Annotated in this window: 9 protein-coding genes; 5 read left to right on the top strand and 4 right to left on the bottom strand. The window is 67.3% G+C overall.

The features are described 5' to 3' along the window. Positions 1–6: 6 nt before the first annotated feature. Together J7528_RS10880 and J7528_RS10875 are read right to left on the bottom strand one after the other, a co-directional pair. The gene (locus J7528_RS10880; protein WP_291873931.1) at positions 7–1,905 is read right to left on the bottom strand and encodes an NPCBM/NEW2 domain-containing protein; all 1,899 of its coding nucleotides are present in this window, start codon (positions 1,903–1,905) and stop codon (positions 7–9) included. 60 nt (positions 1,906–1,965) lie between these two features. Then, positions 1,966–2,922, bottom strand: a complete 957-nt coding sequence (locus J7528_RS10875) for a glycoside hydrolase family 43 protein (RefSeq protein WP_291873929.1) — start codon at positions 2,920–2,922, stop codon at positions 1,966–1,968. Between the two features lie 422 nt (positions 2,923–3,344). Between J7528_RS10875 and J7528_RS10870 the strand changes: the two genes are divergently transcribed. Then, on the top strand, positions 3,345–5,828 hold the full coding sequence (locus J7528_RS10870) for a glycoside hydrolase family 9 protein (protein WP_291873926.1): 2,484 nt from the start codon (positions 3,345–3,347) through the stop codon (positions 5,826–5,828). A 149-nt stretch (positions 5,829–5,977) separates the two neighbouring features. On the opposite strand, the gene J7528_RS10865 is transcribed toward J7528_RS10870, so the two are convergent. Continuing rightward, positions 5,978–6,916, bottom strand: a complete 939-nt coding sequence (locus tag J7528_RS10865) for an alpha/beta hydrolase (protein WP_291873922.1) — start codon at positions 6,914–6,916, stop codon at positions 5,978–5,980. An 8-nt stretch (positions 6,917–6,924) separates the two neighbouring features. Beyond that, on the bottom strand, positions 6,925–7,626 hold the full coding sequence (locus tag J7528_RS10860) for a dienelactone hydrolase family protein (RefSeq protein WP_291873919.1): 702 nt from the start codon (positions 7,624–7,626) through the stop codon (positions 6,925–6,927). 249 nt (positions 7,627–7,875) lie between these two features. Here J7528_RS10860 and J7528_RS10855 point away from each other — a divergent pair, with 249 nt between their 5' ends. The 4 genes from J7528_RS10855 (at position 7,876) to J7528_RS10840 (ending at position 15,286) form a co-directional block, all read left to right on the top strand. Continuing rightward, complete coding sequence (locus J7528_RS10855; RefSeq protein WP_291873918.1) at positions 7,876–10,593, top strand: TonB-dependent receptor; 2,718 nt, start codon at positions 7,876–7,878, stop codon at positions 10,591–10,593. A gap of 154 nt (positions 10,594–10,747) precedes the next feature. After that, positions 10,748–13,711: a TonB-dependent receptor gene (locus J7528_RS10850; RefSeq protein ID WP_291873916.1), complete on the top strand. Its 2,964-nt coding sequence runs from the start codon at positions 10,748–10,750 to the stop codon at positions 13,709–13,711. A gap of 98 nt (positions 13,712–13,809) precedes the next feature. Beyond that, positions 13,810–14,331, top strand: a complete 522-nt coding sequence (locus J7528_RS10845) for an RNA polymerase sigma factor (RefSeq protein ID WP_291873914.1) — start codon at positions 13,810–13,812, stop codon at positions 14,329–14,331. Further along, a complete protein-coding gene (locus tag J7528_RS10840) occupies positions 14,321–15,286 on the top strand; it encodes a FecR domain-containing protein (protein ID WP_291873912.1) in 966 nt (321 codons plus the stop codon). The genes J7528_RS10845 and J7528_RS10840 overlap by 11 nt, the downstream gene beginning before the upstream one ends. The last annotated feature ends 5 nt before the right edge of the window (positions 15,287–15,291 follow it).

The raw sequence follows: 15,291 nt of genomic DNA, 5'->3' as shown, positions 1-15,291 counted from the left end.
TGGTCGTCAGCGGTCCAGCAGCGCCGCCTCGCCCCAGGTGACCGGCAGGCGCTGGTTGTCGCCGCGCGGGCTGCGGGCCACCAGTTCGATCAGCTTGACCCCGGCGACCGGGACCGAGATCGACTGCGGGGCCATGCCCCACTTGGCCGGCTTGCTGGTCGCCAGCAGCTTGCCGTCGCCATAGACGGCGAAGGTCACGTCGCTGGTCTTGTCGCTGGCGCTGTCGTCGACGCCGACCAGGGTGGTGAAGCGCCCTGCCCCGCCATTGCGCACCTCAAGCCGCGAATTGGCCAGGATGCCGATGCCGGCGGCGAACCGCTTGCCCGCGATCTGCAGGTTCTGACCATAGGGCGCGCTGTCGGCTCGCGCACCGCCCCAGCCAGCATAGGACGGACGGTCGCCCGGCCCGCCGGTGCCGCCCCAACCTGCCGCCGTGCGGAAGATCGAAGGATCGGGGGTCGGCTGGACGATGCCGTCGACCGCCGGGTTCACGCTGCCCGGCTGCTCGGACAGATAATAGCCGCCTTGCAGGCTCCTCGTCCCATGCGCCCGGAAGATCAGCGTCTCGCGCGGTTTGACGTGCAGCTTGGTGCGCTTGGTGAAGCTGGTCTTCTGCTTGCTCCACAGGTCGGTCAGCTCGATCGGCGCATTGTCGGCGAACTTCAGGTGGTTGGCCCCCAGGTCGACGTCGTAGTCGCCCGATCCCCGGTTGAAGATCGCCACGGCCTTGTCGCCATTCGACAGGGTCTTCACCAGGATCTGCAGGTCGCTGGAGTCGTGGGCCAGCACCGCCTGGTTGCCGGCCGGATCCTGGTTGATCGCGATCAGGTCGGTATTGCCATAGATGTCCAGCAGCGACTGGGGCGTGGTGCGCAGGTCGGCGCCGATCAGCAGCGGCGCGTTCAGGATCGCCCACAGCGCGAAGTGCGAACGCGCTTCGGTCAGGTGATCGGCGTCGAAGTCGCCGGCCCCAATGTGCAGCATGTCCGGGTCGTTCCACGAGCCGGGATGGGCGTACAGCGAGCGGGTGACGGTCGTGTCGTAGTTGACCAGCAGTCGCCCCCACGCCGGCGAGATGTCATCGCTGGTGCGCGAGATGCCGCCGTAGTCCTTGCCCCAGGCGCGCACGTTCGCCGAGCCCCAGACGCACAGGGACAGCAGGTAGTCGCCATCCGGATTCTCGCGAACCAGGGCGGTGTTGATCTGGCGGAACATGCCCTGGATCGTGGCGATGTCGGTGCGCATCACCTCGCTGGAATCCAGGAACGGCCCCAGCGCCCGGAACTTGCCCGACGTCACCCGCTCGGCTTGCGGCGCGTAGTCCCGCAGGCCGCAGCTGTCGACCTTGATGAAGTCGAAGCCCCAGTCCTTGAAATAAAGCGCGATGTCCTGGTCGATACGGCCATAGAGCCCGACTTCGCGCTCCAGCACCGTGCCCTTGGGCAGGTCGTCGTCGGTCGGCGAATAGGCCTCGGAACAGGTATTGCGGCCAAGGTCCGAATAGATGCCGGCTTTCAGGCCCATGGCATGCAGCTTGTCGGTATAGGCCTTGAAGCTGGGCGCATCCCCGCCGGTGCGCGAGGACGGGAACTTGTCCTCACGGATGATCATCTTGCCGTCGGGCATGCGCCGCTTCAGCGCCCAACCGTCGTCGATGTTGATGTAGCGATAGCCCTTGGCCGCCAGGCCGCTGTCCACGATGATCTTGGCCGAGCCGAGGATCTTCTCCTCGTCGATGGCGGTGGCGAAGGCGTTCCAGGTGCTCCACCCCATCGGCGGCGTCGTCGCGCGTCCGGCGGTATAGGCCGTCCAGCGCCCGGTCGGCGCCAGCGGATCGCTCTGGGCGGCGGCGGCGGTCGATCCAAGGAGCGCGGCCATCAGGCTCGCGGTCAGCAACTTCCTCATCGTTTCCCCGTGCGCATTGCGGGCGCGCACCACTCCGATGCGCGCCGCTTGTTATGATTTTCAGTGAGCCGACGCGGTGATGCCCGCCTTGGTCTGAGTGACCGGCTGCATCGTGCCGTCGGCATTGTAGTGCAGGCGCTCGACCGTCACGGCCCGGCGCCCGATGGCGCCGCTCTGGTCGCCCACCGCCAGGTCGGCATTGTGCAGGAACAGGTACCAATCGCCTTTGAACTGGGCGATGCCGGGATGGATCGTGAAGCTGTACTTTCCCGACCCGGTCAGCAGGCCGCGATAGGTCCACGGCCCCTGGATGGACGGCGCGGTGGAATAGGACACGTGCTCATCACGCTGCGTCGTCCGATCCAGCGAGGCATAGGTCAGGTAGTAGGTGTCGCCGCGCTTGTGCAGCCACGGCCCTTCCTCGAAGTGCGGCGGCGTGATCTCGGTGATCGGACCGTCGATCTCGATCATGTTAGGCTTCAGCTTGGCGATATAGGCTTGGCGATTGCCCCAGGCGATCCAGGTCGTGCCGTCGTCGTCGGTGAAGACGGTGGGATCGATATCCTCCCAGCTGTGCGTGCCCTTGGGCGTCATCTGGTTGGTGATCAGGGCCGATCCGCGCGCGTCGACGAAGGGCCCGGTCGGACTGTCGGAGACCGCCACCGCGATCGCCTTGCCCGGATGGGTGTTGTCGTGCTCGACCGCCGCGTAGAAATAGAACTTGCCGTTCTTCTGGATCGCCTGCGACGCCCAGGCGTCCTTCTTGGCCCACTTGAAGTCCGCCACGTTCATGATCGGGGCGTAGGACTTCCAGGTCTTCATGTCCTTGGTCGAATAGACCAGCCACTCGCGCATGTTGAACATCTCGTCGCGCTGGGCCTCGTCGTGGCCGACATACAGATAGAGCGTATCGCCGACGACCAGCGGCGCGGGATCGGCCGTGAACTTGTCGCGAATGATGGGATTGGAGCCCGGCGCCGACGCCTCGCTCGCGCCTGCCGCGGACCCGACAGACATGGCCGCCACCAACGCCAGCGTCGCCAACCTCAAACCCATGTTACCGCTCCCTAGATATTGGGAGGCAAAATTACTCAGACAAAATGAGACGTCAATGCGGAACTGGTCGTAGGCCTCCCCACGACGAGCACGTCCTAAACTGGCAAATGAACCTTGCCCCGGCTTCAGGTGCAGCTATAAATCCGCCCAGGACACGGAGCCGGCTCTTCATTTCGGCTCTGCAATTAGTCCTACAAAAATACACGTTGTACTGGACCATAGCGAGTCGCTCTTGGCGGCTCTGACGCCAGCCAGACGCCAAGACTCAAAGGTTCCTGCCCCGCACCCGCGACGGCCAGCGATCCACACCACTCAAAGATCGACGACGGGACATCAACCCGCCGCTCCACGACAAGAATTGTTACCGCTACCAGGAGAGGAAAATGCGAAGGAACATCCTGCTGACCGTGGCCGCCTGCTCGGCGCTCGCGATCACCGCCGCTCACGCCCAGACGTTGCAGCGCAGCCCCGATCAGACGCTGGAGGCGCCGGGCCTCAGCGTCATCGTCGAACAGAACCATTTCAGCCCGATCTTCTTCGACGAGAAGAACGCCGGCATCCAGATCGTCCTGCATGGCGAACGCATCGCCACCGACGGCGAGGTGCGGCTGAACCCAACGCCCGAGCAATGGGATCCCGTCCCGATGTTTGGCGAGCGCACGCTGGGCGACGCGCCGGGCCAGATCATCGTGCGGTCCAGCTTTCCCAAGGAAAAGCTGAACTATCGCGTGAAGGTCACGCCCGAGGACGGCGGCGGCTTCCGCATCGCGGTTGACCTGGACGCTCCGCTGCCGCCGGAACTGGTCGGCAAGGCCGGCTTCAACCTGGACTTCCTGCCCACCGCCTATTTCGGCAAGACCTACCTGATGGGCGACCGTCCGGGTCTGTTCCCGCGCAATCCCAACGGCCCCATGGCGACCGACGGCTCGGGCGACCCCAAGCCGATGGCGTCGGGCGCCAACAGCGTGACCCTGTCGCCGGAAGACCCGACCACCCGCGTCACCATCACCGCCAATGCGCCCCTGGCCCTGTACGACGCCCGCAACCGCGCCCAGAACGGCTGGTTCGTCGTGCGTTCGATGATCGCCGCGGGCGCCAAGGAAGACGCCGTCGTCTGGCATGTGAAGCCGAACGTGATCCCCGGCTGGACGCGCGCGCCGGTCGTCTCGTTCAACCAGGCCGGCTACACGCCCCAGCGCAGCAAGGTGGCGCTGATCGAACTGGATCCCAACTTCAAGGCTCCGACGCAGGCCACGCTGGTCAAGCTGACCGACAGCGGCGAGAAGCCCGTGTTCAGCGCGCCGGTCCAGTCGCGCGGCAAGTTCCTGCGCTACAACTACGCCGCCTTCGACTTCTCCAGCGTGCGTGAGCCCGGCATCTACGCGATCTCGTATGCCGGCCACACGACCAACCCCTTCCCGATCGCCGCCGACGCCTATGAGCGGATCTGGCAGCCGTCGCTGGACACCTATCTGCCCGTGCAGATGGACCACACGACCGTGCGCGAGCAATACCGCGTATGGCAGCGCGCCCCGCACATGGACGACGCCGTCCAGGCGCCGCCCAACATCACCCACTTCGACGGCTATCGCATGGGGCCGAACCTGGACTCGCCCTTCAAGCCGGGCGAGCACATTCCGGGGCTGGCCGTCGGCGGCTTCCAGGACGCCGGCGACTACGACATCCAGACCCCGCAGAACGCCCAGGTGGTGCGCGATCTGGTCTGGGCGCGCGAGCTGTTCGGCCTGGACTGGGATGAAACCAGCGTCGACGACAAGGCGCGCGAGGTCGAGATCCGCAAGCCTGACGGCGCACCCGACGCGCTGCAGCAGGTGCGCCACGGCGTGCTGCAGCTGCTGGCCCAGTACAAGGTCTTCGGCCATTCGATCGTCGGCATCGTCGACCCCAAGCTGCGCCAGTACGCGCACCTGGGCGATGCTGTGTCCCAGACCGACGGCAAGCTGTACGACGCCTCGCTGGGTCCGAACGAGGTCAAGGGCGATCGCTCGGGCGTACCCGATGATCGCTGGGCGTTCACCACCGCCTACCCGGCCAACGACCTGATGATGGCCGGCAGCCTGGCGGCGGCCAGCCGCGCGCTGAAGGACTTCGATCCGGCGATGTCGGCCGAGGCCCTTACCGTCGCCAAGGCGCTGTGGACCAAGCGTGAGGGCGAGGCCGCCAACGGCAGCGATGGCCGTGACGACAGCGGGAACATGTCGCGCTTCCTCGACCTGGCCAAGGTCGCCGCGACGGTCGAGCTGGTCATCACCACCAAGGGCGACCCGCTCTACACGGCGCGTCTGAAAGCGCTGACGCCGGCGATCGAAGCCAATTTCGATCGGGTCAGCGGCGCGGCCGTGCGCGCCATCCCCTACATGGACGCCGCCTACAAGGCGCGGATCAGGACCCTGGTGGCCGGCGTCAAGCCGCGGGTCGACAAGGACCTGGCCGGCAACCCGTTCGGCGTGCCGATCAGCATGGGCTCCTGGGCGGGCTCGGGCGAAGTCGCCAGCTTCGGCAGCAACATGTACCTGATGCACCAGGCGTTCCCGGACCTGATCGGGCCGGAATACACCCTGCATGCGCTAGACTACCTGCTTGGTCGCCACCCGGCCAACAACCTGTCCCTGGTATCGACCGTGGGGACGCGCTCGAAGCTGAACGGCTATGGTCACAACCGCGCCGACTACGGCTTCATCCCCGGCGGCATCGCGCCCGGGGTCCTGGTCATCAAGCCGGACTTCCCCGAGATGATGACCGAATGGCCGTTCCTGTGGTTCGAGAGCGAATACACGGTGAGCACCACCACGTCCTACATCCTGGCCGCCAAGGCCGCGATCGCGGCGACGAAGGAACATCGCTAAAGACAGCGCGCCGCTCCGGCTTACCCGGAGCGGCGCGGGTCGACGCTGGCCATGGCCCGCCGCGAAGAAACCTATCAGAGAAGGCAGGATCGCGACGCGTAAGCGCGGAATAGGCGACGCACAGCTTGGGTCCCCACCATTAGAGACGTTTAGTCTGGCGCCCTCACGAAGGTCGCGATGTGCGCCGCGCTCGACACCGGATGCTGATGTTGTGGTCCGTGGCCGGCGTTCGGATAGGTCAGCAGCTGCAGGGTCGGCAGCTGATCGTTCAGGGCGTACCAGTTCTCGACCGGGCAGATCAGGTCGTGGTCGCCGCCAATGTGCAGGATCGGGATCGTCGTCGACTTCAGGATCGCCAGGATCGGCGGGGCCGGGAACGGATTGGCCTTGGGCGCGTCGCCCAGGTTCTGCGCGGCCCACTTGTACGGCACCGGCGGAGCGCGCTCCCCTTTCCGCGCGGCGATACGGTCGTGACTGGCCTTGGCGGCGGCGCGACTGGCGGGGGAATTGGGCTCGAAGAACAGGATCACCTCGTCCTCGAAGTCGTTCTCGCGCGCCGCGGCCTGGTAGAACAGCGGCTCGCCCAGCTTGACCGCCGGGCCGGGCGGCGTGGTGCCGACCAGGACGAGGTGGCTGATCTTGTCCGGGAAGATCGACAGCGCCGCCTGGGCCGCGATGCCGCCCAGCGACCAGCCCAGCAGCACCACCGATTTCAGCTTCAACGCCGTAATCAGGTCGCCGGCGTCCTTGGCCCAGGCGAACGGGTTCAGGGTCGCCTCGCCGGTCGAGAAGCCCAGGCCTGAGTAGTCGAAGGTGATAACCTGGAAGCCGTGGCTGGCCAGGCTGTCCAGGAACAGCGGATCCCAGTCGTCGATCGTGCCCCGGAAGCGGGTGCACAGCACCAGGGGCTGGCCGGTTCCGATGCTGCGATAGGCCAGCTTTCGGCCGCCGACGTCGATGTGCTGGGTCGGCGCGTCCAAGGCGCGGGTCGCGGCCCGCGCGGGGCTGGCAAGCCCGGTGGCCAGGACGCCGATCAGAGCCGAGCCGAGCAGGCCGCGTCGCGCGGTCGTGAAGTCTTGCAAAGCCATGTTGGTCCTCACGCGGTCAGGTGCTGGCGGAAGAAGGCTTGGGTGCGCCCGTTGGCGGCCAGGGCGTCGGCCTCGTCGTAGTGGTCGCCGCCAGGCCGGGCGAAGGCGTGGTTGCGGCCCGGATAGACATGGATCTCGATGTTGGGATTGCCGCTCAGGCCGTCGACGATCGTCTGGCGAGCCTCATGGCCGATATATTCGTCCTCGCCGGCCAGGTGCATCAGCAGCGGACAGGTCACCAGCCCGCCCTCGCCGACATAACGCTCGGCCCCGCCGGGATAGTAGACGACCGCCGCGTCGGGCTGGCCTCGCGCCGCGCCCAGGAAGGTCAGCAGGCCGCCCAGGCAGTAGCCGGTCAGCCCGACCTTGCCGTTGCCGCCCTCCAGCGCCTTGGCGGCTTCGACAGTGCGCAGGATGTCGTCGGCGCCCTGGTCGAAATCGTAGCGGCCATAATAGTCGAAGCCCTTCTTCCAGTTGGCCTCGGTATGCTCCGACAGCGACAGGCCCGGCTCGAAGCGCCAGAAGAGATCGGGGCAGACGGCGATATAGCCCTGCACCGCGTATTCGGCGGCGATCTGGCGGATGCCGGCATTGACGCCGAAGATCTCCTGCAGGACCACGATGACGGGCGCGGGGCCGGTATCGTCCGGGCGCACGACAAGCGCCGTGAAGCGGCCGTCGGCGGCCTCGATGGTCAGGGTTTCGTCCATGGTCTTGGGCTCCGTTCCAGGAGCCGCCACAGTGCGACGCCGGCCGGCGCGGCGATTGCATGAAGTCGTGGTGAGATTGGGCCGAAGAGGATCGTCCGCCAACGGATAGACCTGGCTCTCCGTCGCAAACATTTCACATAAAACCCCGGGCCAAACCTGTCCCCGGCGGCGGCTCAGCGCCCTCTCCCCGGCCGACGATCGCGGGGAACCCTCCCCGTCCCGTCACCAGAACCGCAAGGGATCGGGGCCATGAAAAAAGCCATCAAGTTCAACCTTCTGACCACCACGGCGCTGTCCGTCGCCCTGCTGGGCGCGGCGCAGGCCCACGCAGCCGACGCGCCCGCGCCCGCCGCCGCTCCGGCCGCCGAGCCCGCCGCCGACGAGATCGACGCGATCGTCGTCACCGGCTTCCGCGACAGCCTGATGCACGCCCGCGACCTGAAGCGTAAGGCCGTCGGCGCCGTGGACGTGATCGTCTCCGAAGACATCGCCGCCTTCCCCGACCTGAACCTGGCGGAATCGCTGCAGCGGATCCCCGGCGTGACCATCTCGCGCGACAGCGGCGAAGGCCGTCAGATCACCCTGCGCGGCCTGGGTCCCGACTTCACCCGCACCCAGCTGAACGGCATGGAAGTGCTGGGCAACACCGCCTCGGGCATGGACAACCGCGGCGGCGTCAGCCGCTCCCGCGCCTTCGACTTCAGCCTGTTCGCCTCGGAACTGTTCAATCGCGTGACGGTGCAGAAATCCTACGCGGCCGAGCAGGACGAAGGCGGCATCGGCGGCACCGTGCAGTTGCAGACCGCCAAGCCGTTCGACTATGCCGGCTTCAAGGCCGTGCTGTCGGCCAAGGCCCAGCGCAACAGCAACGCCGACGACAAGGTCACCCCGCGCGTGGTCGGCCTGATCTCGAACCGCTGGGGCAATTTCGGCGCCCTGGCCTCGATCGCCTACGGTGAGAACGACAGCAACGAGTTCGGCTATCGCAGCTTCAACTGGGGTCCGATCCGCGCCAACGCCGCCAACATCGGCTCGGGCGTCAGCGCTGCCGACGCTGCGCGCCTGACGGCCGCCACCGCGACCATCTTCGCCCCGCAGGCCAACACCTATTCGACCTGGTTCGACCACCGCAAGCGCCTGGGCGCGACCGTGGCCCTGCAGTACCAGGGCGACAAGCTGAAGCTGGACTTCGACGGCCTGTACAGCCAGCTGGAAAACAGCCGCCAGAACTTCTCGCTGGCCACCTCGGGCATCAACAGCCTGACCGGCAACATCACCGGCACCCAGGTGATGCAGAGCGCCGTGATCCAGGGCAACACCCTGATCGCCTCCAGCTACACCGGCGTCGACATCCGCAGCGAGTTCAATCGCGAGGAAGACAAGACCAAGTTCTACCAACTGGGTCTGAACGGCAGCTACCAGGCGACCGACAAGCTGCTTCTGACCGGCCTGGTCGGCTATTCGAAGTCGACCTACGCCCTGCCGGTCTTCGACAAGGTGTTCCTGGAATCCAAGAACTACGCCTTCAGCTACGACGACCGTCCGTCCATGCCGGTCAACACCTACGGCGCCGGCGTCACCGATCCCGCCAAGTGGGACCTGATGCGGATGGACACCCAGGAAAACAAGATCGCGTCGGAGTACACCAACGCCAAGTTCGACGGCGACTACGCCCTGAACGAGACCTCCAGCTTCAAGGGCGGCGTCTCGTACAAGAAGTTCAAGAACTTCGGCGCGCAGTGGGGCGACAAGCAGTTCAAGAACGTCCCGGCCAACACCAAGATTCCGGACAACCTGAAGCTGGTCGTGCCGTTCAAGTCGCTGGGCGCCTATGTCGTCGGCGACGTCGATCCGGTCTACGCCCTGATCGGCCAGACGCGTGACCTGGAAGCCCAGGGCGCCAAGTTCGCCACCCCCGGCACCAACTACACGGTGACCGAGGAAACCAAGGCGGCCTACCTGCAATACGACCTGAACACCCAGATCCTGGGCAAGGGCGTGCGCGCCAACGCCGGCGTCCGCTACTATTCGACCGAGCTCAGCTCGGACGGCATGCTGAACACCGGCACCAGCCTCCAGCCGGTATCGATCAAGCACAAGTACAACGGCTGGCTGCCCGCCCTGAACGTGGCCGTCGACGTCAACGAAGGCATGGTCGTCCGCTTCAGCGCCAACCGCGACATCAGCCGCCCGGCCCTGGGCGACCTGGCCGCCGCCGGCTCGCTGACCACCGCTCCGTTCGGCGGCACGATCAGCACCGGCAACCCGAACCTGACGCCCTTCACCTCGGACTCGATCGAAGGCTCGCTGGAGTTCTACGATGGCAAGGTCGGCTCGTTCACGGTCGGCGTCTTCTACAAGAAGCTGACGTCGTTCATCACGTCGCAGACCAGCATCATGCCGTACTCGCAGACCGGCTTCCCGCTGTCGTTCCTGCTGCCGGGCCAGGACGGCTCGATCCTGTACAACGTCAGCCGTCCGGTGAACGGCCCCGGCGCCGACATCCAGGGCCTGGAAGTCGCGTTCCAGCGTGACTTCACCTTCCTGCCGGCGCCGTTCGACCACCTGGGCGTCGTGGCCAACGGCACCTATGCCGACGGCTCCTCGCCGGTGATCATCAGCGGTCAGTCGGTGACCCTGCCGCTGTTCCAGCTGTCGAAGTACTCGGCCAACGCCACGATCTACTACGAGACCGACAAGTGGGGCATGCGCCTGTCGACCGCCTATCGGGACAAGTACCTGACCGGCGCCGGCGGCAACGGCAACATCGGCGACGGTTACAAGGCCACCAACAACATCGACTTCGCCGCCCACTACAACCTGCTGTCGGGCCTGAAGCTGACCGTCGAAGGCATCAACCTTTCCAACGAGCACAGCATCCAGTTCACCGACATCGCCGCCCAGCGGACCACGGTGAACGTGAGCTCGGGCCGCACGATCCTGATCGGCGCGACCTACGAGTTCTAACCCCTCTATCGATCCCCTGAACTTGGGGCCGCCGTCCTTCCCGGACGGCGGCCTTCTTTTTGCGAACGCCGACCTTCAAATTACTGACATACGCCGTTTGTAGGGGTTCGCCCGGGCGTCGGAAGCTTTGCCGGCCGCCGTTGTGAGGACCTTGATGGCGGCACGGCGCGCCTGGCTGTCGCGTTCGGGGTCGGTATTGGCCGGCTCGATGCTGGCCCTGACCGCCGTCGCGCCCGCACGCGCCGAGGCGCCGCGCCGCTTCGCCATCGAGGGCGGCGACCTGTCCCGAGCCCTGAACACCTTCTCGCGCCAGGCCGACGTGCCGGTCATGACCCTGGCCGACATCCGCCATCGCACCAGCCGGGGCGTGCGCGGCCTGCTGACGCCGGCCCAAGCGCTGGAGCGGCTGATCGATGGCCAGAACCTGCACGCTGTCGCGGCGGGCGGCGGCTATGTCTTGCGCGAGGCCTCCCCCCTCGCCGCCCTGCCGCCTCCCCCGCCCATGCGCCACGCCCCGCCGCCCGAGGCCGCCACCCAGGTTGACGCCGTCGTGGTCACCGGCTTTCGCGAGACGATGCAGCACGCCCGCGACCTGAAACGCAGCGTGGCCGGCGACCAGGAAGTGATCCTGGCCGAGGACATCGCCGCCTTCCCGGATCTGAACCTGGCCGAGTCCCTGCAGCGCGTGCCCGGCATGACCATCTCGCGCGACACCGGCGAGGGCCGCCAGATCGCCCTGCGGGGGCTGGGCCCCGACTTCACCCGCGCCCAGCTGAACGGCATGGAGGTCTCGGCCTCGACCGCCTCGGGCATGGACAATCGCGGCTCCGTCAGCCGCACCCGGGCCTTCGACTATTCGATCTTCGCCAGCGAGCTCTTCAACAAGGTCACGGTCTGGAAGTCGTACGCCGTCGACCAGGACGAGGGCGGCATCGGCGGCACCGTCGAGCTGCGCACCGCCAAGCCGTTCGACTATGCGGGCGACAAGCTGGCCTTCTCGGCCAAGGCCTTGACCAACAGCGCCACCGGTTCGGTCAGCCCGCGCGTCGCGGCCCTGGCCTCGCGGCGCTGGGGCGACTTCGGGGCGCTGGTCTCGGTGGCCTACAGCGAGAACGACGCCAACGAGTACGGCTATCGTAACTGGGGCTGGACGCCGGTGACGTTCGGCGCGGCCAATATCGGGCCGGGGATCGATCCCGGTGTCGCCCGACGCCTGATGGCGACCGGAGCCGGCCGGGTCGTCATGCCGATCGCCCAGAGCTATTCGACCTGGTTCGACCATCGCGAGCGCCTGGGCGTCACCCTGGCCCTGCAATACGAGCCCGGCGATCGCCTGAAGCTGGGCGCCGACCTGCTGTATGGCCGCCTCTCCAACGACCGCGACGAGTTCTCGCTGGCCAGCGCCGGCGACAATCCGCTGACCGGCGACGTCAAGGGAACTCAGCGCCTGCGCGCCGCCGAAGTCCGGGGCAACAGCCTGGTCTATGCCGACTATTCCGGCGGCGTGGACCTGCGCAGCGAACACAAGCGATCGGAGGACTCGACGGTCTTCCTGCAAGGCGCGCTGAGCGGCGAGTGGCAGGCCGCCGATCGCCTGCGCCTGCGGGCCATGGCCGGCTATTCAAAGTCGGACTTCGAGGGGCCGGTCTTCGACAAGATCTTCCTGCAGGCCAGCAACAAGGCCTTCAGCTACGACCTGCGGGGCGGCGACGCGGCGGCCAGCAACACCTACGGCTTCGATCCCGCCGATCCCGCGCAATGGAGCCTGATGCGCGCCGACACGCGCGAGGACCAGATCGTCAACCAGTTCACCACCGGCCGGCTGGACTTCGACTACCAGGCCGCCCCCACCCTGACGATCGAAGGCGGGCTGCAGTACAAGGCCTTCCGCAACGACGGCTATTCCCGGCGCGGCCGCACCGACTATCCGACCGGCGGCCCCGCGCCCCAGGCGGTCAAGGAACTGATCTTCGAGAAGTCTCTGCGGCCCTACATCGTCGGCGACATCGACGCGACCTTCGCCCGCCTGGGCGTGCCGCGCGACCTGGGCGCGGCCGACGACCAGCCCGGCACCGACTATTCGATCACCGAAAAGACCTGGGCCGCCTATCTGATGGCCCGCGCCCGCGGCGTCGTCGGCGACAAGCGCTGGCGCGGGGACCTAGGCCTGCGCTGGTACACGACCGACCTGACCTCGGCAGGGATGGTCAATACCGGGACCAAGCTGGAGCCGGCCACGATCCACAGCGCCTATGACGGCGTGCTGCCGGCCTTCAACCTGGCGCTGGACCTCACGCCTTCCGTGGTGGCGCGCGTCTCGGCCAACCGCAACATCAGCCGGCCCAGCCTGTCGGACCTGCGCGCGGCCGGCAACGTAAACTCCGCCCCGTTCGGCGGCACCATCTCGGCCGGCAACCCCAACCTGCGCCCGTTCCTGGCCGATGCGATCGAAGGCGCGTTGGAGGTCTATCAGGGCCGCCAGGGTTATTTCGCCATCAGCCTGTTTTACAAGCGGATGGACTCGTTCATTACCACCGCGACCAACTCGGTGGCGTACGGCTCGACGGGCTATCCGCTGGAGTTCCTGTCGCCGGGCAACGGCCCCGACACCGTCTACAGCTTCGTGCGACCGGTGAACGGCGACGGCGCCTCGATCCGCGGGATCGAGCTGGCGATGCAGCGCGACTTCGACTTCCTGCCCGCCCCGTTCAATGGCCTGGGCTTCGTCGGCAACGTCACCCGCGCCGCCGGCCGCTCCAACGTGCTGATCGACGACGCCTCGATCATGCTGGACCTGTTCCAGCTGTCGAAATGGACCTCGAACGCCACGCTCTACTACGAGACCAAGCGCTGGGGCGCGCGGGTCTCGTCGGCCTATCGCGCGGGCTATCTGGATGGTCCCGGCGGCCAGGGTTCGATCGGCTCGGGCTACAAGGCCAGCAACAACATCGACTTCGCCGCCCACTACAACACCGCCGGCGGCCTCAAGATCGTGGTCGAGGGGGTCAACCTGACCAACGCCCCGATCACCCAGTACAACGATATCACCGAACAGCGCCTGACCGCCCGCACGGTCAGCGGCCGCACCTTCACGCTCGGCGTGACCTACGAATTCTGACGGCCATGCGGAAAAGCATCTTCTCCCTGTCCCCGTTCGGTCGTCCCGCGCCTCTACCCGACATGGACGCGCGCACGACCATGCCGACCGGAAGCGCCATGACCGACATCATCGCGGTGCTGCGGCCCCACGAGCGCAAGCTCGCGGCCTATATCGTGCGGCGGTCCAAGGACCCCGGCCGCGCCGAGGACATTCTGCAGGAGACCTTCCTCACCGTGATGCGCCAGGCCCAGAAGCAGGAGATCACCCAGCCCCTGGCCTATGCCTACCGGGTGGCGGACTCGCTGATCTATGCGCAGGCAAGGCGTGACAAACGCGAGGCGCCGATCGGCGACGAGGACTTCGGCTGCGACCTGCCCTTGCCCGACGCGGTTCTGGAGCACAAACAGCGGGCCGCGGTGTTCGAGGCGGCGCTGAAGCGCCTCTCGCCCCTGCGCCGCGACATCTTCATCCGCCGTCACATCGACGGCCAGTCCAGACAAGCCATCGCCGACGATCTCCGGATCAATGTCGAGGCCGTCAAGAAACACCTCGTGCGGGCCATGGCCGAACTGGCCGGCGCGATGCAGGACGCGGCGGTCAACGCCGCGCGAGAAGGGAGCGGCCGCGATGCGCGCTAACGACAACTGGCGTCTGCCGTCCGAGGACGAGCTGGAGATCGCCGCCGACTGGGTCGACCGCCTGCCCGAGCTGACGCCCGACGAACGCAAGACGCTGGAGGCCTGGCTGGCCGGCGCTCCTGGCCGCGCCGCCGCCTTCGGCCTGATGCGCGACACCCAGCGCGACACCGCCCTGCTCGAGGCCGCCGAGCGCGTGCGCGCCGCGCCCGTGGCCAAACGCTCGATGCGCCTGGGCCTGATCGCCGCCGGCGTGGCCCTGGTCGCGGGCCTGTCGGCCGTTGTACTGGTCCGTCCGTATCTGGCCGGCGTCGAGGCGCCTCAGGACTTCGCCACCCCGCTGGGCCAGCGCGCCGAGCACCAGCTCAGCGACAAGTCCGTCGTCACCCTGGCCGCCGACAGCGGCGTCTCGGTGCGCTACAGCCGCGGCGCGCGCGACATCGCCCTGACCAAGGGCGACGCGGTCTTCGACGTGACCAAGGACGCCAAGCGCCCCTTCCGCGTCCAGGCCGGCGACGCCCAGGTCACCGCCGTCGGCACGACCTTCGAGGTCGAGCTGGTCAGCGACGCCGTGCAGGTGCGGGTCTTCGACGGCGTGGTGCGGGTCAACCGCGACGGCGCCGAGCGCCGCGTGGGCAAGGGCGAGTGGCTGATGCTGGCCTCGAACCGCGCCCCGGTCGCCGGTCGCCTGGAAGCCGACAGCTACCAGGCCTGGCGCTCGGACTGGCTGGACGCCGACGGCCTGCCGCTGAAGTACGTGATCGCCCGCCTGAACCGCTACACGACCCAGAGCGTGGCCCTGCACGACTCCGCCCTGGGCGAGCTGAAGGTCACGGGCCGCTTCAAGCTGGACCGGCCGACCGAGTCCCTGACCATGATCGCCGCCCTGCTGGACATGAAGGCCCACCCCGAGGGCCGGCGGGTCTATCTGACGCCACGCCGCGAACCGGCGACCTAAGTCGG

The organism is Caulobacter sp. (assembly GCF_017744445.1).
In the GTDB taxonomy this organism is placed as follows: domain Bacteria; phylum Pseudomonadota; class Alphaproteobacteria; order Caulobacterales; family Caulobacteraceae; genus Caulobacter.
Note: the sequence above shows the minus strand (reverse complement) of the source record. Positions and strands in the feature narration are given on the sequence as shown.